The sequence below is a fragment of the Exiguobacterium sp. SH0S2 genome (assembly GCF_004337185.1).
Classification (GTDB): Bacteria; Bacillota; Bacilli; order Exiguobacteriales; family Exiguobacteriaceae; genus Exiguobacterium; species Exiguobacterium aurantiacum_A.
Map to the genome: position 1 here is coordinate 106,219 of NZ_SJVB01000003.1, position 21,237 is coordinate 127,455.

17 protein-coding genes and 2 tRNA genes are annotated in these 21,237 nt (G+C 51.3%); 5 read left to right on the forward strand and 14 right to left on the reverse strand.

Annotated features, from left to right (window positions below; translation table 11 throughout):
* Positions 1-3: 3 nt before the first annotated feature.
* From pstA to EVJ21_RS09280, 9 genes are all read right to left on the reverse strand, one after another.
* A complete protein-coding gene (gene pstA / locus EVJ21_RS09240; RefSeq protein WP_131463761.1) occupies positions 4-915 on the reverse strand; it encodes a phosphate ABC transporter permease PstA in 912 nt (303 codons plus the stop codon).
* Position 916: 1 nt separating this feature from the next.
* Positions 917-1,861 carry a phosphate ABC transporter permease subunit PstC gene (gene pstC / locus EVJ21_RS09245; RefSeq protein WP_131463763.1) on the reverse strand — a complete coding sequence of 315 codons (945 nt, stop codon included), beginning with the start codon at positions 1,859-1,861 and terminating at the stop codon, positions 917-919.
* 84 nt (positions 1,862-1,945) lie between these two features.
* Positions 1,946-2,884, reverse strand: coding sequence for a PstS family phosphate ABC transporter substrate-binding protein (locus EVJ21_RS09250; RefSeq protein WP_131463765.1), 939 nt, complete (start codon positions 2,882-2,884; stop codon positions 1,946-1,948).
* Between the two features lie 152 nt (positions 2,885-3,036).
* Positions 3,037-5,094 (reverse strand): peptidoglycan D,D-transpeptidase FtsI family protein, encoded by a 2,058-nt coding sequence (locus tag EVJ21_RS09255; protein WP_199749299.1) that lies wholly within the window; start codon positions 5,092-5,094, stop codon positions 3,037-3,039.
* 153 nt (positions 5,095-5,247) lie between these two features.
* The gene (locus tag EVJ21_RS09260; RefSeq protein WP_071397750.1) at positions 5,248-5,856 is read right to left on the reverse strand and encodes a superoxide dismutase; all 609 of its coding nucleotides are present in this window, start codon (positions 5,854-5,856) and stop codon (positions 5,248-5,250) included.
* 84 nt (positions 5,857-5,940) lie between these two features.
* Positions 5,941-7,410, reverse strand: coding sequence for an alpha-amylase (locus tag EVJ21_RS09265; protein ID WP_131490381.1), 1,470 nt, complete (start codon positions 7,408-7,410; stop codon positions 5,941-5,943).
* A gap of 122 nt (positions 7,411-7,532) precedes the next feature.
* A tRNA-Ile gene (locus EVJ21_RS09270) sits at positions 7,533-7,606 on the reverse strand.
* A 4-nt stretch (positions 7,607-7,610) separates the two neighbouring features.
* Positions 7,611-7,687: transfer RNA gene (locus EVJ21_RS09275), tRNA-Met, on the reverse strand.
* Between the two features lie 114 nt (positions 7,688-7,801).
* Complete coding sequence (locus tag EVJ21_RS09280) at positions 7,802-9,448, reverse strand: Na/Pi cotransporter family protein (protein WP_131490382.1); 1,647 nt, start codon at positions 9,446-9,448, stop codon at positions 7,802-7,804.
* A 182-nt stretch (positions 9,449-9,630) separates the two neighbouring features.
* Between EVJ21_RS09280 and EVJ21_RS09285 the strand changes: the two genes are divergently transcribed.
* Positions 9,631-10,089: a hypothetical protein gene (locus EVJ21_RS09285; RefSeq protein WP_236636580.1), complete on the forward strand. Its 459-nt coding sequence runs from the start codon at positions 9,631-9,633 to the stop codon at positions 10,087-10,089.
* A gap of 21 nt (positions 10,090-10,110) precedes the next feature.
* Here the strand turns inward: EVJ21_RS09285 and EVJ21_RS09290 are convergent, their stop codons facing one another.
* Positions 10,111-11,796, reverse strand: coding sequence for a methyl-accepting chemotaxis protein (locus EVJ21_RS09290; RefSeq protein ID WP_131490383.1), 1,686 nt, complete (start codon positions 11,794-11,796; stop codon positions 10,111-10,113).
* A 218-nt stretch (positions 11,797-12,014) separates the two neighbouring features.
* Between EVJ21_RS09290 and ispG the strand changes: the two genes are divergently transcribed.
* On the forward strand, positions 12,015-13,136 hold the full coding sequence (ispG, locus tag EVJ21_RS09295) for a flavodoxin-dependent (E)-4-hydroxy-3-methylbut-2-enyl-diphosphate synthase (RefSeq protein ID WP_016508052.1): 1,122 nt from the start codon (positions 12,015-12,017) through the stop codon (positions 13,134-13,136).
* Positions 13,137-13,206: 70 nt separating this feature from the next.
* Positions 13,207-13,791, forward strand: coding sequence for a hypothetical protein (locus tag EVJ21_RS09300; protein WP_236633363.1), 585 nt, complete (start codon positions 13,207-13,209; stop codon positions 13,789-13,791).
* A gap of 32 nt (positions 13,792-13,823) precedes the next feature.
* Here EVJ21_RS09300 and EVJ21_RS09305 read toward each other — a convergent pair whose 3' ends face one another.
* The 4 genes from EVJ21_RS09305 to EVJ21_RS09320 are packed head-to-tail and all read right to left on the reverse strand — an operon-like array spanning position 13,824 to position 17,293.
* Positions 13,824-15,221: an NAD(P)H-hydrate dehydratase gene (locus EVJ21_RS09305; RefSeq protein WP_131490384.1), complete on the reverse strand. Its 1,398-nt coding sequence runs from the start codon at positions 15,219-15,221 to the stop codon at positions 13,824-13,826.
* Positions 15,222-15,277: 56 nt separating this feature from the next.
* On the reverse strand, positions 15,278-15,688 hold the full coding sequence (locus EVJ21_RS09310) for a Fur family transcriptional regulator (protein WP_131463777.1): 411 nt from the start codon (positions 15,686-15,688) through the stop codon (positions 15,278-15,280).
* A complete protein-coding gene (locus tag EVJ21_RS09315; protein ID WP_131442970.1) occupies positions 15,675-16,538 on the reverse strand; it encodes a metal ABC transporter permease in 864 nt (287 codons plus the stop codon). Before EVJ21_RS09315 ends, EVJ21_RS09310 begins: the two co-directional genes overlap by 14 nt.
* Entirely contained in the window at positions 16,535-17,293 is a 759-nt protein-coding gene (locus EVJ21_RS09320; RefSeq protein ID WP_070327013.1) for a metal ABC transporter ATP-binding protein, read from the reverse strand. The genes EVJ21_RS09315 and EVJ21_RS09320 overlap by 4 nt, the downstream gene beginning before the upstream one ends.
* 190 nt (positions 17,294-17,483) lie before the next feature.
* Between EVJ21_RS09320 and EVJ21_RS09325 the strand changes: the two genes are divergently transcribed.
* Positions 17,484-19,019, forward strand: a complete 1,536-nt coding sequence (locus EVJ21_RS09325) for a Ppx/GppA family phosphatase (protein WP_131463779.1) — start codon at positions 17,484-17,486, stop codon at positions 19,017-19,019.
* Positions 19,016-21,181 (forward strand): RNA degradosome polyphosphate kinase, encoded by a 2,166-nt coding sequence (locus EVJ21_RS09330; protein ID WP_070327011.1) that lies wholly within the window; start codon positions 19,016-19,018, stop codon positions 21,179-21,181. The genes EVJ21_RS09325 and EVJ21_RS09330 overlap by 4 nt, the downstream gene beginning before the upstream one ends.
* Positions 21,182-21,237 lie beyond the last annotated feature (56 nt).

Sequence of the window (21,237 nt, forward strand, 5' to 3'; positions counted from 1 at the left end):
GACTTAATGTCGATTTGTATACTTGTTGCGGATATAGATTGCGACCGAGTTCATCGTGATGAGCACTGTCATCAAGACGATGATACCGGCAGCGGCAAGGTTTTGGAATTCTGCTTGTGGACGGCTCGTCCAGTTGTAAATTTGGATTGGGAGCGCCGTAAAGTCTGAAAATACATTGTTCGGTGTCGTCGAGATGAACGTCGCCGCTCCGATCATGATGAGCGGTGCCGTCTCGCCGATGGCCCGGGATACGGCCAAGATGATCCCGGTGATGATCCCTGGAATAGCTGACGGTAAAACGACGTTGAACGTCGTCTGCCATTTCGAGGCACCCATAGCGAGCGACGCGTGACGTAACTCCATCTTAACGGACCGTAACGCTTCTTGTGACGCGACGATGACGATCGGCAAACTCATCAGACCGAGCGTCAGCGCCCCAGTCATGACCGAGCTGCCAAGTCCGGCCGTCCGAACGAAGAACGTCAATCCGAGCAAACCGAACACGATCGACGGGACACCCGCCAAGTTCGAGATGTTCACTTCGATAAACGATGTGAGCCGGTTTTTCGGTGCGTACTCTTCCAAATAAATCGCGGCACCGACACCGACGATAAACACCATCGGCACGATTAGCATCATGAGCCAAAGCGTCCCGATCAAAGCCGGATAAAGACCGGCCTGTTCGGCACGGCGTGACGGGAAGTTGCGGAGGAAGTCGAGATTGACCCAGCCGCCACCTTTTGAGATCACGTCATAAATAAGCGTCGATAAGACAAGCAAGGCGAAGACGAGCCCCGCTAAAAAGATGTATTTAAATACTTCGTTCAATCGTAGGCGACTTTTAATCCGTCGCGATACGGTCTCATGGTCAATATAGTTCTTCGTATTCTTGAACTCACTGTTCGGCAAAGCCATATTAGTACTCCTCTCTGAAGCGGCGCGTCACCCAGTTCGCGAACAAGTTCATCACGAGCGTAAAGATGAATAGAAGCGCACCGACCGCATAGATACTATAGTATTCGATTGTCCCGTAACCAGCGTCACCTTTGGCGATCTGGACGATATACGCCGTCATCGTTTGGATCGCGTTGAGCGGGTTGAACTCGAAGTTCGGTTGCGACCCACCCGCGATCGTGACGATCATCGTCTCACCGATCGCTCGACTCATCCCGAGGACGATCGAAGCGATGATCCCTGAGAGCGCGGCCGGCATGACGACTTTGAGGGCGACTTCTAGACGTGTCGCACCGAGGCCGAGTGCCCCGTCACGAATCTTTTTCGGAACGGCACTCATCGCGTCTTCCGAAATCGAAGCGATCATCGGGATGATCATGATGCCGACGACGATCCCTGGACTGAGGGCGTTATAAATCTTCAACCCCGGAATGAGCGACTGCAAGATCGGTGTGACGAATGACAAGGCGAAGAACCCGAAGACGATTGTCGGAACGCCGGCGAGGACTTCAAGGATCGGCTTGAGAATCGTCCGGGCCCGTTCAGACGCGTACTCGCTCAAATAAATGGCCGATGCGAGTCCGAGCGGCACCGCCACGATCATCGCGATGAGCGTGATTTGGAGTGTGCCCATGACGAGCGCCCAAACACCGAAACTCGGATCCGCACTGAGCGGGTACCATTCGGTCGAGCCGAGGAAGTCGCGTACCGGGACTTTTTCAAAGAACTTGAACAGTTCGAAACCGAGCGTCAAAGCAATCCCGATCGTCGTGACGACCGAGACAAATGCGCTCAAGAATAATAAGAACGGCATGACCTTATCAAACACGTTCGTCGTACTATATTTTTTTTGCTTATTCGCGTTAATCATCTCTCGAATCGAGAACTCATTTTTTGATTCGTTCATCTCGTTTATCGCTCCCTACCTCTTCATACTAGAAAGCATGGCGAGAAGGCGAGAGAGTCTCTCACCTTCTGCCATTTGCTCTATTTATTCACCAGCGAGTTCATCAATCAGTTTAGCGTTCTCATCGTAACTTGCTTGCTCCATCGCGACGTAGCCGACTTCTTCAGCAAGTGCTGCGGCATTTTCGTTCATAAAGCGTGCGAAGTTTACAACTTGCGGCTTTTCTTGCATCGATGCGTTGTTCACGTACGTGTAGATTGGACGTGACAGTGGATATTCGAACGATGTCACGTTCTCAGCTGTCGGCTCGACGCCGTCTACTTTCAACGCTTTCAACGTTCCTTCGTTTTCAATGTAGTACGCGTATCCGAAGAAGCCGATCGCGCCTTTCGTTCCGGCAACACCCGTCACGAGGACGTTGTCGTCTTCTGACAACTGTGCATCTTGGCGAACGTCTGTATCTTCGAGAACTGCTTCGTTGAAGTAATCGAACGTACCTGAGTCTTTACCAGGTGAGAAGAATGAGATCTCTTCATCCGGCCAGTCCGAGCGGACGTCTTTCCATGTCTTCACGTTGCTGTCTGTCCACATCTTGTTAAGCTCATCCATCGTGATATCATCGGCCCAATCGTTCTCTGGATTGACGACAACCGCCAATCCGTCAAGTGCGACCGCGATTTCTGTGTATTCGACACCGTTCGCTTCAGCTTCGGCTGCTTCTTCTTCTTTGATTTCACGCGATGCGTTCGAGAAGTCTGTCTCACCGGTCACGAAACGTTTGAAGCCGCCGCCCGTTCCAGATACACCGACCGTTACTTCAACGTCTGGCTGTTCAGCTGAATACTCTTCAGCGACCGCTTCCATGATCGGGAATACGGTAGACGAACCGTCCATGACGACTTTACCTGAAAGTGCGTCCCCTTCGGCTCCGCCGTTTCCTTCTTCATTGTTTCCACACGCGGCACCGACGATGGCCACCGAAGTGATTGAAGCGAGTAAAGCTGATTTTTTCATCCAAGACATTTCTGACGTCCTCCTTGAGTTTGCTTTGATTTGTGTTGCGGGTCTGTTGTTTCGTCCTACAATTAACATCCTAATAAACTACTATTAACGATAAATAAACGGAACGTAAAAGAATTGTAAAGATAAAAAAAGAAGCCACCGAAGTGACTTCTTTACTGGAGCTGTGCTTGGACGTCTTCTAAATCAAAATATACTTTCATGATGTCATGGGCGACGCGCGTGTTGACGCCTTCCGCCTCAAGACCTGGCATGATGATCGCCCACGCGATCTCTGGGTCGTCGTACGGAGCCCAGCCGACGTGGTTCGAGTTGAGCGTCTTGATCGGCTCACCGTTCGCGTTTCGTTTCGCTTGGCCGTCCGGCCCTTCCGCGATCGCTTGCGCAGTCCCGGTCTTACCGGCCGCCGTCATCCCCGTCTGTTGGAGAATCCGTGACGTTCCGGTCTCGACCCCTTGACGGAAGCCTTGACGCGAACGCTGGATGAACTCGTCGCGGATGTCGACTTTGTTCAGCGCTTTCGGCTGGAACGTGCTGACGACTTGTTTGTTCATCTCATCGAGCGAGCCCGGTTCAATGATCTCTTTTAACAGATGCGGCTGCACGCGATATCCGCCGTTGGCAAGCGTCGACGTATATTGCGCGAGTTGGATCGGCGTATACGAGATGAACTGACCGATCGACATATCCATCAACAGTGTGACGCGGTCGGGCACGCTCCGGAAACCGATCGATTCGTAAGGAAGATCGATGCCCGTCTCGATCCCGAGTCCGAACTGTTTATAGTAGTGCTCCATCGTATTGAACGCTTCGGTGACGTTGTCACCGACGATTTGGCCGGTCGAATAATAATCGGCGAGCCTGAGCGCGATCTGGAACATGTAGATGTTCGACGACATGGCAAGCGCATCGAGGTCGTTGATGTTCCCCATGTTCCGGTAAGACGATTTGAGCGAAGACCCGATGCGGATCGGCGCGTCGTAAATGTATTCGCCCGGCTTGATGACTTCTTCTTCAAGTCCGAACGCGACGGTCGCCCCTTTGATCGTCGAGCCGATTTGGCTCGCCCGGAGAACGGTTCCTGTCGAGACGTCTTTAAACTCGTTCGTCTCAAGATCTAACTCTTGCCCAGACAAAGCGAGCAGCTCGCCCGTCTTCGGATTCATGACGACGACGAAAGCCCGGTCGAAGTGCGGACTCCCCGAACGCCCGGCACGGATCGCCTTCTTCAAGATCTCATCGACTTCTTTTTGGAATTCGATGTCCGTCGACAAGATGATATCTTTTCCGGGATTACCGCTCACGCGCGTAGGCTCACCGACCGGTTGGCCTTTATACGTCGTGAACACGTCATAAGCCGGGGTTCCGCGTAAAATATCTTCATACTGTTGCTCGAGATAAGACGTCCCGACCCGATCGTTCAACCCGTAGCCTTTCGCCTGATACGAGGCCCGTTGCTCGGCCGGGATTTGACGATAGCTTCCGAGGAAGCTTTGGAACGTTTCACCGAACGGATAGGCCCGCTGGTAATACGGTTCGACGCTGACGCCTGGCAACAGCTCCAAGTTTTCTTCGATCAAAGCCATCTCTTTCGGCGACGCGCCGATTTTGATGACTTGCGGGTCTAACGCGTACCCGCTCTCCATATTATGTTTGATAGCGATGATCTCTTCGGTCGCATCATCGAACGTGATCTCTGCTTGCGTGATTGAATCAAGCAGCAACTGATCGACTGCTTGGTTCGACAAGGCGGCCCGCTCTTCTTCCGGCAGCTCGGCGAGAAGCGATTGGACTCGTTCTTGCGAGCGCTCAGGATCGATGGCGATCCAATAGTCCTTGCGGTCCCGTTCGGTCACTTTGCGATCTTTCTCCGGAATGTCGACGATCTTAGCAAGTTTGACCGCAACATCGAGACGCTCCTCCGTTTTCGTCACTTGGGAGCGACGGTACATGACCGAATAGTTCGAGATTGTGTCGGCCAACACTTGACCGTTCCGATCGTAGATTTTGCCGCGAGGCACCTCGTACTTGATTTTGCTCGACTCGGTCTTTTGAACCTCTCGGGCGATCAACTCTCCGTTGACGATTTGGACGACGCCTAACCGAAAGATCAACGTCGCAAACAAAATGAAGACGATAAAAAACAATAAATTTAATCGTAACGGAAGGTGGTTACGCCGTTTTTTCGGCACTTTCACACGGTGTCTAGCCAATTCAGTTATCTCCTTCCACTTTCAGTTGCTTCTATATTATACTTTTCTGTATTTCTATTTTCAGACTCGATTTTTACTATATCATAATTTGTTTACAAATTAATGAAATGTAGAAAAAATCCCGAGATTCAACCGAATCTCGGGATCGTGTCATTATTTGGCGTCAGCGTAAAGCTTCGCGACGTAATCCCAGTCGATGACGTGGAAGAACGCTTGGATGTAGTCCGGGCGACGGTTTTGATAGTTCAAGTAGTACGCATGCTCCCAAACATCGAGTCCAAGGATCGGCGTGATGCCTTCCATGATCGGTGAATCTTGGTTCGGTGTCGACGTGACTTCGAGCTTGCCGCCTTTGACGACGAGCCAAGCCCAACCTGAACCGAAACGAGTTGTAGCGGCTTTCGTGAACTCATCTTTGAACGCGTCAAAGCTGCCGAACGCTTCGTCGATCGCCGTTGCGAGTTCGCCCGTTGGCGTCCCGTTCTCGTTTTTCTTCAACAACTTCCAGAAGAACGAGTGGTTCCAATGACCGCCGCCGTTGTTACGAACAGCTGTCTGAATGTCAGCAGGAAGCGAATCGAGTTTTTGGAGCAAGTCTTCAAGTGAAGAGTACTCTACGTCTTTTCCTTCGAGTGCATTGTTCACGTTCGTGACGTAAGCGTTGTGGTGTTTCGAATGGTGGATTTCCATCGTGCGTGCGTCAATGTGTGGTTCGAGTGCATCGTATGCGTAATCAAGTTGTGGTAATTCAAATTTAGCCATAACTAAAATCCCCCTTAAAATTGGTTTGAACAACGTTCGTTTTAAATGTAACAGATTTGTGACGGCTTACTCAATTGTAAAGGCTTATTCCACATCTTCGTCCGGCAACGCCCAGACCGAGATCGATCCTGCCGCTACTTTAAATACCCCTTTTCCATCTTCGTCAATCTCGATGATTTCATCGATCGTCTGCGTCAAGTCGACCCATTTCTCACCGGCACGATGCTCCCCGACGTACATCTGTTTCTCCGCCTCTTCGTTATTCGAGATGATGACGGCACAACCTGAACGCTCGATATCCTCGCTGCCGTGTCGGACCCAGCCGATCACGTGCTCGTTATCGAAGTAGTCGTCTTGTTGCCCATACGCTTTTTCACGACGGGCGTACAGAAGTGGATCGATGGCCAGCTTCTTCCCTTCGACCGGGTGGGGCCCGTTGATGCCGTAGTAATCACCGTAGAAAACACACGGATAACCGTCTTGGCGGAGTAAAATCAAACCGTAAGCACTCTGTTTGAACCAATCTTCGACCCATGACTCGAGCGCCTCGGCCGGCTGTGAGTCATGGTTGTCGACGAACGTGACCGAGTGAAGCGGGTGGGACTGGACGAGTGTGTCGTCAAAGATCGTCCGCAAATCAAACGATGCGCCTTCAATCGAGGCACGCTGCAAATTGTAATGGAGCGGCACGTCGAACAGATCGACGTGGTAGTCGATGTTGTCTAAAAAGGCGCGGCAATCTTCGAGCTCCGACTTCCAAAACTCACCGACCAAGTAAAAGTTCTCGCCTTTTTCATCTTTCATCGTTTGGCTGAACTCTTTGACGAAATCATAGTTGATATGTTTGATCGCATCGAGACGGAAGCCATCACATTTCGTCTCTTCGATGAACCACTTGCCCCAACTTAACACTTCTTCCCGGACTTCCGGATGATGATAGTCAATGTTCGCAAACATCAAATAGTCATAAACGCCGAACTCACTATCGACGTTGTCATTCCATTTTTTGTTATCGCCTAAAATGAAGAAGATACCGCTATGCTCGCTCGCCGCGTCATAGTCCGTGCCGTTGAAATGATGGAAGTTCCATTTGAACGACGAGTACTTACCGTTTCGCGCTTTATAATCAAACTTCGTCCAACCTTCAATCTCAAACGGTTCTTCCGACAACACTTTCGTCCGGTCTTCCGGGTCGACTTCTAACACGTCGAACTTCTCGGTCGCGTCGGCTCCGGCTTTATGGTTCAACACGACATCCATATATACTTGCATCCCGAGTTCTTGGGCGTGTTTCGTCGCCTCAAGCAGCTCTTGCTTCGTCCCGTATTTTGTGGCGACGGTTCCTTTTTGATCAAACTCGCCTAAATCATACAAGTCATAGACACCATATCCCGTATCCTCATCACTTTGACCTTTTGTGACCGGTGGCAACCAAAGTGCGGTGATTCCTGCTTTTTTTAATTTAGAAGCCCGTTCTTTCAATCGCTTCCAATGCTTTTGGTCAGCCGGGACGTGCCATTCAAAAAATTGCATCATCGTATGATTTCGTTCCATCTCGCTTCGCCTCGTTTCATATTTTTCAAAAACAAAATGCTAACGGATATTTACCCGCGTCTTCACTTTTGAAAACAACAATGTAAACAAAAAAGCAGCTTTCATTAGAAAGCTGCCCTCGATGGACCCTGTAGGACTTGAACCTACGACCGGACGGTTATGAGCCGTCTGCTCTAACCAGCTGAGCTAAGGGTCCTTATTGGTAGCGGCGGAGGGAGTCGAACCCACGACCTCACGGGTATGAACCGTACGCTCTAGCCAGCTGAGCTACACCGCCACGTTGTTATACAGTAATAATATACTGAAGGAAGCCTCTACTGTCAATGAAAAGTCACACGTACGCAAAAAAGTCTTGCTACTTATAACTTAAGTAGCAAGACTTTTTGAAACGTTAGACCGATATTTCGTTCGTTGCATCTTCAAGTGTGATTTCCGTGATGTTCATCGCATGGTCACCGATCCGCTCAAGGTTCGAGAGCATATCGACGAAGAACATACCAGCTTGGCCGTCACATTCACCTGTGTTCAAACGAACGACATGATTTTTACGGAATTGACGCTCGAGCATGTCGAGTTTCGCTTCCATCTCGATGACTTGACGCGCCTCGACCATGTCACCGCTCGCAAGCGTTTGAAGTGACTTCTCGAGTGTGGCCCGTGTCAGATCATACATTTCCGTCAACTCTTTTTGAGCATCAGGTGAGAGGGTGATCCGTGTCGCCGTCTTATAGTCGATCAACTCGATGATGTTCTCAACGTGGTCACCGATTCGCTCGATGTCGTTGATGGCATGCATGAGTGTCTTATGCTGTTGTGATTCGTGCTCCGTCAAATCGACGGCCGCCAATTTGACGAGATAATCCGTGATTTTAGAGTTCAATGAGTTTAACGCTTCTTCGATATGTGCCGACTTCTCAGCGTGTTTCTTGTCTCCTGACGCCATATAGCTGCGCGCTTCGTCAAGACCGAGCTTCGCGAAATCACCCATGCGGATGACTTCATATTTTGCTTGCTCGACCGCGATCGAAGGCGACTGTTGGATGAAGACAGGGTCTAGATGTTGCGCTTTCGTATCGACGATTGAATCTTCACCTGGTACGAGTTTCGTCACGAGCCAAGCAATCGTCCCGATGAACCAGAACTGGACAAACGTGTTGACGACGTTGAACGTACCGTGCGCGAAGGCGATTTGCATCTTGTCTTCGATAGCTAATAAGTCTGTGATCCACAAAATATATCGCGTGAAGAGCGGCAAAATAATCAAGAACATGGCTGTCCCGATCAAGTTAAAGATAACGTGAGCTGCCGCCGCACGACGAGCCGCGACCGAGGCACCGATTGAAGCGAGAATCGCCGTGATCGTCGTCCCGATGTTGTCACCGAACAAGACAGGCAGTGCTGCATCGAGTTGGATCGAGCCACCTGCGTACAGTTCTTGCAAAATCCCGATCGTCGCAGAAGACGATTGAACGATGACCGTGAACACCGTACCGACGATGACGCCTAGGAACGGATTGTCACTCATCGATTGCGTCAAATCAATGAAATATTCACTCGAACGAAGCGGGCGCATCCCGTCTCCCATGAGTTCGAGACCGTAGAACAGCATCCCGAATCCGAAGAAGATTTGTCCGAGGTGTTGGAATTTCTCTCTTTTAAAGAAGAACAAAAGAATCGCACCGACTGCGATAATCGGAAGTGCATAAGCACCAATGTCAATCCCGATGATGAACGCCGTTACCGTCGTCCCGATGTTCGCACCCATGATGACCCCGATCGCTTGACGGAGCGTCATGAAACCGGCGCTGACAAGACCGACCGTAATGACGGTTGTTCCACTTGATGTTTGAAGTAAGACCGTAACAATGATCCCGGCTAGTACTCCGAGGAACGGATTCGATGTATACTTATCAAGGATGTCGCGGAGTCGATCTCCTGCAGACTTTTGAAGGCCGTCTCCCATCGATTTGATACCGAATAGGAAGATCCCTAATCCTCCAAAAAACATGAATAACATTTCTTGCAAATTGTATTCCACGATTTTTGTACTCCTTTTGATTGTGAATTGGTTGTGTTTAATTGGTTCTTGTTGCCCTACTCATTATGCCTTCTTCCCTGAGTCGATGTAAACACGTTTAATGTTAAGGTTTTATTAAATAGCTGTCTTATTTTTATGTATTTTAGATAATTTGTACTATAACAGAATGGGGTTTTGTCTGTATGCTTAAAACGACATCAATGTTTATCCGCCATAGCCTGCTACCTACGAAGCAAACGCTACGACTCCGTCTAGCTCCGCTACACGCTTATATGTTGGCGAGCCTCGTCTTTACAATCGTCGCGACTGTCTTAGATTACCTCGTCTTGCGGCCCGATTTTTTCGCACCGATGTGGCTGTTTTTACACGGCTTCGCCATTTTCTTCTTCTATATGATGTGGGTCGCCGTCGCCGCCTTGTTCGTTCAACTCGTGACGAGACTTCGAATGAAGAAACCGTGGCCGTATCGGCAAGCTTGGCCTTACGCGGTCGCGATGACACTCGTCCCGACGCTCGTGCTCGTCGCCTTGTATCACGCCGTGTCCGCACTTCTATGGCTCGGTTTCGTCGTCACGATCGTCTACTTGACCGTCCCACTATTCCAAATCCCGCTTAAACAAAAAAACTCGGGACGGCGCTAATTCGCGCTGTCCCGAGTTTTATCACGTCTTCGGTGCAAGTTCAGTAAGTACTTCCTGCAGGCGTCGACTTTGGTGACCCAGGTCTGTCCCGGCTGCTTGTAACGTTTCTTGAACGTCCGTCCATACTTCGACCCCTTCATACAATTCGTTCAACTTCCGCTCGAGCGCCAAGCCGATTTCTTTCAGTTGTTCGTTCGCTTCCGCCATGTGGAGCAACTGCCTTCCCGTTGCGGCCGTCTGATCCGTGATCGATTGGAACTCAAGCATTTGGTCACGCACTTCGTAATTGATTTTCGCAATCCCTGCTTCAACTCGGTCCAACGCCTCACCTAGATGAAGGATATCGTCGCCGAAGCGAATCATATCGCTAAAAATTTCTTCCCGTTCGGATTTGATTTGCCCAATCGCCGCAACGGCAAGTATCGAAGATTCATTCGTCACTTTCGCTAGCTGACCGACTTCATGAGCGACGACAGCAAACCCTTTTCCATGTTCCCCGGCACGAGCCGCTTCGATCGAGGCGTTCAGTGCCAACATCTTCGTGGCTGCCGCGACCGATAAGATCGTCTGAAGCGCTTCGTCGGCTCGTTCTGACGTTTTCGCGCTGTCGCGTAAACGTTCTTGGATACTACCCGCCTTCTCTTTGAACTGCTCGCTCACGCCTCTGACCGAAGCAAACGAGGCAATTTCGCTCGAAATCGTTTGTTGCAGCGCTACCGCTCTCAAGTCAACAGCCGAAATATCTTGTTTGAGTGCCGCGACATGGGCCGCAATGTCCGTAAAGCGATGCGTCGATTCGCTCGTGAACGCCTGATACGATCGACTCGTCTGTTCGACCGTACTTGCGACTTCTTTAAAGGCGACAACTTGTTGTTCATTTGATGCAAGTTGCCGCATGAACGTCGGCAAGCTCGTCTCAAACGCCGATGACGTCTCGTCCATCGTCAGCAACGACTTTTTCCACAGCCCGATGAACGTATTGTATTCACGCTCTAAACTACGGATCTCGAACGACTTGGCTCCTAAGTCTACTTCTTTGAAAGCACGCGTCTCTACCGCCTCACGCAGTCGCGTCGCAAACTGCGATAACGGTCTGACTTCGCGACGGATCATCCGAGAAAATAAATAGATAATGATTCCCATCGCTATGACAATCACAGCGAAAAGCGCCTGTCGAAGTTCCCACATCGACCCAAGTACCGATTGTCTCGTGACAGCCAATACGTAATGAGCTTGTAGTTCTGGGATCGGAACCGTTGCTAAGAAGAAGTCGCCTCGTTCGATGACTGCGAGTTCGTTCACTGTCACTTCATTAAATTTGTCTTCAAGCTGCTTGCTCGCTTTTTTTCCTGTCAATTGCTCGACTTGCTCGTCTCGTATCAAATACTGACCGGCCTCGAGTCCGTCCGCTGATAAAATTGACGCCTGTTGCATATACGTCGACTTCAACGAGCGTACCAACCCTTTTTCATTTGATAGGTATGCCCCATACGTCGTTTTGACTGTCTCGCGCATGACTGTCGCTTCTCGGAGTAAGCGCTTCTCGACTTCAGCTGTCAACAGGTGTTCCGCTTTCAGCGCGAACCAACCGAACGTCGTCAAAAACAGGATGACGACAAGCGGCATCAGCGTCCATTGGAGACGCCGTTCAATTTTGACGCCTTCAGGACGCCGTTGCTTCCACAGCTGTTGCAATCGCGTTAACACATCTAATCCTCACCTTTCTCAACTTGCTATTCGTCCGATATATCGGTCTTGAGACGGTGGAAAATTATGAAGCATCTGTTAAGATAACGTTAGACTTTGTAAAGAGCACATCTTAGGAGCGCTTGCCGGGTGCTTTTTCACAAGCATTTCGTTATGATAAGAAAGAAACCAACCATCTAAATCGATTGGAACCTTTCCAAAAGAAGGAGATTACGTATATGTCAGAAATCTTACACCGTTCATTAACTCGTCCGATTCGTGTCGGCAACGTCATCATCGGAGGGTCTGATGAAGTCGTCATTCAGTCGATGACGACGACGAAAACGCACGACGTCGAAGCGACTGTCGCCGAAATTTTACGTCTTGAAGAAGCAGGTTGCCAAATCGTCCGCGTCGCTTGTCCAGATGAGCGAGCGGCCGACGCGCTCGCTGAAATCAAGAGTCGCATCAACATCCCGCTCGTCGTCGATATTCACTTCGACTACAAATTGGCGTTGAAAGCCATCGAAAGCGGTGTCGATAAGATTCGGATCAACCCCGGTAACATCGGTCGCCGTGAGAAAGTCGAAGCGGTCGTTAACGCCGCTAAAGCGAAAGGCATCCCGATCCGCATCGGTGTCAACGCCGGTTCGCTCGAGAAGCAGTTCCTCGAAAAATACGGATATCCGACAGCTCAAGGTATGGTCGAAAGTGCGATGCATCACGTCAAGATTTTAGAGGACCTCGGTTTTTACAACACGATCATCTCGCTCAAAGCGTCTGACGTGAACCTTGCCCTCGAGGCGTACACGCTCGCCGCGAAGACGTTCGACTACCCGCTCCACGTCGGGATCACTGAATCAGGACCGCTGTTCTCAGGATCACTCAAATCAGCGGCCGGACTCGGTGCGATCCTCTCACTCGGGATCGGCTCGACGGTGCGTGTGTCGCTGTCTGACGATCCTGTCGAAGAGATCAAAGTCGCCAAAGAAGTGCTCAAGTCGTTCGGCCTAGCCGCTAACGCCGCGACGCTCATCTCTTGCCCGACATGCGGCCGCATCGAAATCGATTTGATCTCGATTGCGAAAGAAGTTGAAGAGTACATCCAAAACATTAACGTCAACATCAAAGTCGCCGTCCTCGGCTGCGCGGTCAACGGACCGGGTGAAGCACGTGAGGCGGACATCGGCATCGCCGGTGCCCGTAACGAAGGCCTGCTCTTCCGTCACGGGAAAATCATCCGTAAAGTACCGGAAGCAACGATGGTCGAAGAGTTGAAGAAAGAAATCGATGCCATCGTCGCCGAGAAACTTGCCGCGCGTGAGCTTGAAGAACAACAACTTGCCAACCAATCTAACTAATCTCTCGCCCGCTCGGTTGCAACCGAGCGGGCTTTTGATACAATGAGTGTTATGGCAAGGAGGAATCAAGATGCACATTGGGATAGATTTAGACGGAACCGTCACGGATCCGCAAAGTTGCTTTCACTATATGAACGACATGCTCGGTTACGCCATCGATTATCATCAGGCGACCGAATACGAGCTCCATACGTACACGAATATGACGCAACATGATTTTTGGACGTTCATGATCGAACACGGTCATGAAGAAGCCATCTATCGGCGTTCACTCCCTCACTCTGAAGTGAACGAAGTGCTCTGGCACATTCGGAAAACGCACCAACTTCACTACGTGACGGCGCGCAGCGAGGCCGTCCGCTCCGTCACCGAGGACTGGATCAAACAGCATGAACTGCCGCTCGACTCATTGATCATGACAGGCAGTCACGACAAAGTCGGCGTCGTCAAAGATCTCGCGCTCGACTTGTTCATGGAGGATCGCTATGAGAATGCCATCTCGATCCATGAACAGACATTGATTCCGGTGCTCTTGTTCGACGCCCCGTATAATCGTCGACCGTTACCGGACGGGGTGAAACGCATCACGTCTTGGAACGAGGCACTCCATCTCGTCGACAGCTTCGAGACTACAAAATCCATCATCACCCTATAAAAAAGAGGAATCCGCCGCCGGATTCCTCTTTTTTATACCAGTCCGATCGCCTCGATGACATCGCTCGCGAGAACGCTTGCCGGATGGATCCGTTCACTCGCCGACCTAGCGGCTAACGCGTGCCATAGGACGGCTTGTTCGTTCGGGGGCTGCTCTGGCTCGATCCGCGCACTCCGGGCCCAAAGCGCGAGCAGCATGCCGGTCAGGACGTCACCGCTCCCGCCTTTCGAGAGTGCCGGTGCTGCGACCGTGTTGACGGCACCAGTCCCGTCTGGCGAAACGATCAACGTGTACGTCCCTTTTAGAATGAGATGAACCCCATGTTGCCTCGCAAAGTCTGATGCGGCCTTGAACCGGTCTGCCTCGATCATCTCGACCGTCTGTCCCGTCAACCGGGCAAGTTCACCGGGATGCGGGGTGAGCGTCAATGGGCCCGACGCCTGTAAGTGTTCCTGCGTCAGCGCACCGGCATCGACGATGATTGGCGTCGTCCGTTTCTTGACCGCTTGCCAAGCGTTCGTCAACCGTTCATCCTCGACCATGCCGGGACCGATCGCCGTCGCCGCGTATCGTGCATCCGGTATGGCATCGATCTCGTAAAACATCGCCTCCGGTAACGTTGCGGCCAGTGCCATCGCCTCAGCCGGCACCGCCAAATCGAGTAGTCCGAGTCCGCTCCGAAGGGCGGCCTGAGCTGCTAGAAACGGTGCCCCGATCAAGTGGCGGCTCCCGCCGACGAGCTGGCCATGACCGTAAGTCGATTTATGGCCATATGGATCACGGGATAACAGACCGCGGTCAAAATCGGTCTCCGTCAACACGCGCCAGTTCGACGTCTCAGGCAACCCGATGTCGATTCGTTCGACTTTCCCGTAAAACGGTGCAGTTTGATTCAAGAACGCACTTCGCTTGTAACCATGTAACGTCAACGTCTGATCGGCTTTGATCGCGTGCCCGTCGAACCGGCTCGTCTCGTCGCTCGGCACACCGGACGGGACATCGACCGCGATCACCGTCGCCGCTTGGTCGCACATCCAGGTGATCACGTCTCTCGCTTTCCCTGTGACCGGTCCGTCAAGGCCGACTCCGAACAAGGCGTCGATAATATAGTCCGTCCGTCTCGGATCATCTACGACCGGGACCACTTGCTTCGCTAACGCTGCGTGCGTCAAGGCTTCTGGCGATCTCGGCTCGCCGAGTGGTGCCCAGACGCTGACGTCATACCCACGCCGGTGCAGTTCACGGGCGATGACCCAACCGTCGCCCCCGTTATTCCCTCGTCCACAGACGACGAGGACGGACGCCTCTGCTCGAATCACCAAACGATTCGTCAAGGCCAGCGCCGCCCGCTCCATCAAGGCTTCGGGCGTCGTCCCGTGCGCAAAAGCCTGTTCATCCGCTCGCTTGATGTCGCTTGCCGTATAAATCATCGACTCACTCCTTTCTTATATGTACACAAAAAAGGAAGTTGCAGTAATCAACCTCCTTACTTACATTGTTTACAATACCCGTAAATCTCAAATTTATGATCGATGACCTCAAAATCAGGGTCAAGCGTCTCTACGTAACGCATCGGGCAAAGTTCGAGCAGTTTCGTCTTGCCGCACCCGCGGCAGATCAAATGATGGTGGTGGTGCGATGAGCCACACGTGACCCGGAACGCTTTCTCACCGTTCAACTCGGTCGCTTCGAGCAACCCTTCCTCCGCAAACGACTTCAAGTTCCGGTAGACCGTATCAAAGCTCATCGTCGGATGTTTCGAACGCATATAATCCAGGACGTCTTTCGCACTGACGTAGCGTTCTTCGGTCGCCAAATAAGCGTACATCTCAATCCGTTTCGGCGTCACTTTCAATGACGACGATTGCAACCGTTCGATTTGTTCAGTCTGTTTCATGGAGTACCTCCTTCTTCCGTAACGATCCGATCTTCTCAAACAACATGACGGCAGCCAAAATCAAGACGGCGAGCAAGACGATGACACCGCCCGGGGCGACGTCTAGTTCGTAGGCGAGGACAAGTCCCCCAATCGTCGCAAGCTCACCGAACACGATTGCCCAAACAATCGTCTGTTTGAAACTGTTCGTGAACCGGAGTGCGGCCGCGACCGGTAACGTGATCAAGCTCGAGACGAGCAACGTGCCGACGATCCGCATACTGACAGCGATGACGAGCGCGACGACGAACATGAACAACATGTGTAACAACGTGCTCGGCAACCCGGACACTTTCGCTTGTTCTTCATCGAACGACAAGAACAAAAGCTGTTTATAAAACACGACGATGACGATGACCGTGATGAGCGCGACAGCTAGAATCAAACCGATATCAGACGGACTGACCGCTGAAATCGAACCGAACAACAGCGTCGACAAATCGACCGAGAAGCCTCGCGACAACGAAATGAAGATCGCGCTCAGCCCCATCCCCGCCGACATCATGATCGGGATCGACAGCTCTTGGAAATGGACGTACTTATTGCGGAGCCAATCGAGACCGAGCGCCGCGAGCACCGAGACGAGCGTCCCGAGGTAGAGCGGATTCAAGTCAGAGAAGAACAAGACATACTGTCCGAGAAACAAACTGAAGGAGATGCCGGCGAGTGTCACGTGTGACAAAGCGTCGGCAATCAGACTCATCCGTCTGACGACGACGAAAGAACCGATCAACGGGGCCGTAAACCCGATGACGACGGCCGCTATGAACGCATAACGTAAAAAACTATAGGTTAACAAGTCGGCAATCATGACATACCTTCATGAACGAGGACTTTGACGGGATACGGCTTGATGGCGGCAAGTTCTCCTAGTTCGCTATACTCTTTCAACCCACAGTTACAGGCCATACGTCCCCGGTCAAGATGGACGACTTTCGTGACGAGGTCGGTGACGACGTTTAAGTCGTGCGTGACGAGGATGAACGTGCACGACGTCTGCTCGCGCAACAAGTGGAGCACTTCATAAAAGTCCCGCAGATGCTTTTGGTCGACCCCGACCGTCGGCTCATCCAAGATGAGCAAATCGGGTTGGTTGACGATGGCCCGGGCGATGAACACACGCTGCTGCTGCCCACCGGACAGGCTTCCGATTTTGCGATTCCGATACTGCCACATGTTGACCGTCTCGAGTGCATTTTGAATGGCGGCCTTATCTTCCATGTTCAATCGCTTGAACAGGCCTAGCCGTCCGTACCGGCCCATGGCGACGACTTCTTCGACCGTCACCGGAAACCCCGAGTTAAATGACGCCGCTTTTTGGGAAACGTAACTGATACGGGACTTGTCCTTGAATTGGCCTTGCGGGCGACCGAACAGTTCGACCGTTCCCGCCTGCGGGCTCAATAGACCAAGGATCGTCCGAATCAACGTCGACTTGCCTGACCCGTTCTCGCCGACGATGGCGACGAAATCACCTTGCTTGATATCGATGGACACGTCCCGAAGTGCGGCCGTGCCATCATAATAATACGAAACATGATCTAATTTTACGACAGATGTCGTCATGAGCTACCCTTCTCTCGTTTGATAAATCGTAATCATTTCTACTTGCTCAGCGTCTGTATTATACAGAATATTATTAAATGCTTCAAGTTTGAGAAGATCGAGGCGCTCGTCGTCACGTCTTCACACAAAATCAAGATGAGTTTGTCTAGTGTTCGTTGTACACTAGAGGTATCGCAGAGGGGGATTTACCGTGGAAAAAAAATTAGCAGTCATTGATATCGGGTCAAACTCGATTCGCAACGTCATTTTTGAAGTGAATCGACACGGCCAATATTTTGAACGGTTGAACGTGAAGGAAGTCGCTCGGCTCTCGAGTCATATCACCGATGCGAACGAACTGTCCGAAATGGGCATCCAATCGTTAATCGAGACACTCGACCATTTCATTAGCCTGAACAAGCATCATGGCGTCAAAGAGATGTTGCCGGTCGCGACCGCAGCCATCCGCAACGCCAGCAATTCTGAAGCGATTTTAAACGAGGTCCTTGACGCGACCGGGATGGAGATCCGCTTGTTAAGTGACTATGAAGAGGCGTATTACGGATACTCGGCCATCGTCAACTCGACTTATATCGAAGACGGCTATTCGGTCGACATCGGCGGCGGCTCAATGGAAGTGACTTACTTCAAAGACCGCGAGCTCGTCTTTTATCATAGTTTCCCGTTCGGTGCCGTCACGTTGACGAACGATTTTATGTCAGGCGACACGCTCTCGAAAGATGAGCGGAAACAACTGACCGCGTTCTTGAAGAAGGCGTTCAAAGACATCGATTGGCTCGTCCCTCACGGTGTTCCGCTCGTCGGTGTCGGCGGGACCGCCCGAAACCTCGTCCGCGTCGAACAGTCGTTGTCCCACTTCCCGCTTGAAGGCATCCATCAATATACGCTCGGTGCCGACCGGCTTCACGAAGTCGTCGATGAACTGATCGACATGTCGACGAAACAACTCGGACGACTCGATGGCCTGTCAAAAGATCGGATGGACATCATCGCTCCGGCCGTGACCGCAATCGATGAACTGGCCCGCTATTTAAAAGTGCCTGAGTTTACGATGAGCAATAACGGTCTGCGGGAAGGGCTATTTTATGAATACTATTTAAAAGAGAACAACGAGATCCGTTTCGCCGATGTCAAAGAAGAAAGTTTCCGCCACTTCGAGAAACAATACGACGTCGATCCGGTCCGGCATCGTCATCTCGTCCATCTGGCCCGTCAAATTTATATGGGCTTGATCGAGGCGAAGACGATCAAACCAAAACCGTTCGAACCGGGACTGTTAGAAGCAGCTTGCCGTCTCGCTTACGTCGGTGAATACATCGACCATAACAACAAGAGCGACCACACGTTCCATTTGATCACGACCAATGACTTTAAAGGCATGAACAACGAAGACCGGCTCGCCCTGGCGCTCGTCACGTCTTACAAGTCACGGCGCCTGCTCGAACAGCATATCGAGGGCTTTCCTGAATGGTTCGACTCGAAAATGTTGAAGAGTCTAGAGCTGATCGGATCAATCGTCAAACTTGTCGACGCGCTCGATTTGACCGAGCGTCAAGTCGTCGAGAACATCGACGTCGAGACAACAGACGACGGGCTTGCCTTCACCCTTCATACATCGACGTCCCCGCGCTTTGAATTGCAGCGCGGCATCCGTCACAAAAAGCATTTAGAACGCGCGATCGAAACGACGATCGAGTTACGCGTAGAGGAGAGGATCACTTTATGACGACTTACTTACCAGAACATTTTAACAACCGCGAATTGAGCTGGCTCAGCTTTAACGAGCGCGTGCTCCAAGAAGCGATCGATGACCGCAATCCGCTCATGGAACGCCTCAAATTTCTCGGCATCTTCAGTGCAAACCTCGATGAGTTCTACATGGTCCGTTTTGGAGGACTGAAAGACGAGGTGCTCGCCGGATTCAACCAACCGGAGGACAAGGCCGGGCTGACACCGAAGCAGCAAATTAAAGCGATCTCAATCAAGGCCCAAGAACTCGTCGAAGTCCAATATGCGACGTATAAAAAAATCGTCAAACAACTCGGAACAGAAAACGTCCGCTTTTTACGTCCGAAGCACTTGAACAAAGAGCAACTTGATTTTGTTAAACTGTATTTTCGGACCCACGTCTTCCCGGTCTTGACACCGATCGCGGTCGATGCGTATCGCCCGTTCCCGATGCTGTTGTCAAAATCGCTCAATATCGCCGTCGAAATCTCGTCGACCTCAGAAGGCAAAAAGCGACTCGCCCTCGTTCAAGTACCGGCCGTCCTACCGCGTTTTCTCGAACTGCCGACAGAAGACGAAGAACATGCCGATTTGATGTTGCTCGAAGACGTCATCATCCAATTCATCGATTCGCTCTTCAAAGGCTTTGAAGTCGAGTCGACGATGCCGTTCCGGATCACCCGTAACGCTGACATGCCGTTCCATGAAGAAGGCAGTCACGATGTGTTGAAACAGATCGAGAAAGAATTGAAGAAACGCCGTTACGGCGTCGGCATCCGCCTCGAGGTCCAACAACGTTCACTCAGTAAAGAACTGTTGTTTATGCTGCAAGACGTCCTCGATCTGCACGACCGCGACATTTTCGTCGTCGACGGACCGATCGATTTGACGTTCTTGTTTGGCATCTATAATAAGATCGGAATCGAGTATGATGAGATGATCAACGAGACGCTCATCCCGTTCGTCCCGGAAGGACTCGAGCCCGGCAAGGACTTGTTCAAGGCCGTCCTGAAAAAGGATTACTTGCTCCATCACCCATACCATTCGTTCGACCCGGTCGTCCGCTTTATCGCCCAGGCCGCGAAAGACCCGAACGTCTTGGCCATCAAGCAGACGCTTTACCGTGTGTCTGGCGATTCACCGATCATTAAAGCGCTCACTGACGCTGCTGAGAGCGGCAAACAAGTCACCGTCCTCGTCGAACTAAAGGCTCGGTTCGATGAAGAGAAGAACATTCAATGGGCGAAACAGCTCGAAAAAGCCGGGGCCCACGTCATCTACGGCTATAAAGAGTTAAAAACGCACTCGAAGATCACGCTTGTCGTACGGATTCTAGAAGGAGGTGTCCTCCAACGCTTCGTCCACCTCGGTACCGGTAACTACAACGACTCGACGGCGAAGCTTTATACGGACATCGGCTTGTTGACGACGAACGAGGACTTGGCCGAAGATGCGACCAACTTCTTCAACTGGCTCTCCGGTTACGGTGAACGACCGTCTTGGCACGAGTTCGAGACGTCGCCTGACGACATGCTCGACTTCTTCCTTCACAAGATTCAAGACGAGATCAAACTGCATGAGAAGTATGGGAACGGTCGCATCGTCGCCAAGATGAACTCGCTCACCGACAAGTCGATCATTACGAAGCTGTATGACGCGTCTCAGGCCGGGGTCAAGATCGATTTGATCATTCGCGGCATCTGTTGCCTGCGGCCGGGCATTAAAGGCGTCTCGGAAAATATTCGTGTCGTCTCGATCATCGACCGCTATCTAGAACATTCTCGCATCTTCTATTTCTACCAAAACGGGAAAGAAGACTTGTATTGCTCGTCTGCGGACTGGATGACCCGAAACATGAAAAAGCGCATCGAGATCTTGTTCCCAATCCTAGATGCGGGTCATAAGTCATACATTAAAGACATGCTCGCGCTACAGCTCGTCGATAACGTCAAAGCGCGGATCCAACGCGCCGATGGCAGTTACGTCTACATCAAGCAAGAACCTGGCCAAGAGAAAATTCAATCGCAGATCATCATCCATCAATATACAGGCGGCCGTTGGAACAACATCCCGAGCGTCTTCGAACGGGAGCCGTCAAACTGGGCCGAACGTGAAGTCCTTCGCCTCCGGGCCGAAAATGAGAAAATGACTGATGACTGATGTTAGACTTCTCAAACGAGAAAGAACATTGTATAATTAGTTCGTTCAGTTAGTTG

What these genes read in the sequence shown, in the direction of transcription:
- pstA (WP_131463761.1), bottom strand. Translation starts at nt 915, where the DNA reads ATGGCTTTGCCGAACAGTGAGTTCAAGAATACGAAGAACTATATTGAC.
- pstC (WP_131463763.1), bottom strand. Translation starts at nt 1,861, where the DNA reads ATGAACGAATCAAAAAATGAGTTCTCGATTCGAGAGATGATTAACGCG.
- EVJ21_RS09250 (WP_131463765.1), bottom strand. Translation starts at nt 2,884, where the DNA reads ATGTCTTGGATGAAAAAATCAGCTTTACTCGCTTCAATCACTTCGGTG.
- EVJ21_RS09260 (WP_071397750.1), bottom strand. Translation starts at nt 5,856, where the DNA reads ATGGCTAAATTTGAATTACCACAACTTGATTACGCATACGATGCACTC.
- EVJ21_RS09265 (WP_131490381.1), bottom strand. Translation starts at nt 7,410, where the DNA reads ATGGAACGAAATCATACGATGATGCAATTTTTTGAATGGCACGTCCCG.
- EVJ21_RS09285 (WP_236636580.1), top strand. Translation starts at nt 9,631, where the DNA reads ATGCTTAAAACGACATCAATGTTTATCCGCCATAGCCTGCTACCTACG.
- ispG (WP_016508052.1), top strand. Translation starts at nt 12,015, where the DNA reads ATGTCAGAAATCTTACACCGTTCATTAACTCGTCCGATTCGTGTCGGC.
- EVJ21_RS09300 (WP_236633363.1), top strand. Translation starts at nt 13,207, where the DNA reads ATGCACATTGGGATAGATTTAGACGGAACCGTCACGGATCCGCAAAGT.
- EVJ21_RS09305 (WP_131490384.1), bottom strand. Translation starts at nt 15,221, where the DNA reads ATGATTTATACGGCAAGCGACATCAAGCGAGCGGATGAACAGGCTTTT.
- EVJ21_RS09310 (WP_131463777.1), bottom strand. Translation starts at nt 15,688, where the DNA reads ATGAAACAGACTGAACAAATCGAACGGTTGCAATCGTCGTCATTGAAA.
- EVJ21_RS09315 (WP_131442970.1), bottom strand. Translation starts at nt 16,538, where the DNA reads ATGATTGCCGACTTGTTAACCTATAGTTTTTTACGTTATGCGTTCATA.
- EVJ21_RS09320 (WP_070327013.1), bottom strand. Translation starts at nt 17,293, where the DNA reads ATGACGACATCTGTCGTAAAATTAGATCATGTTTCGTATTATTATGAT.
- EVJ21_RS09330 (WP_070327011.1), top strand. Translation starts at nt 19,016, where the DNA reads ATGACGACTTACTTACCAGAACATTTTAACAACCGCGAATTGAGCTGG.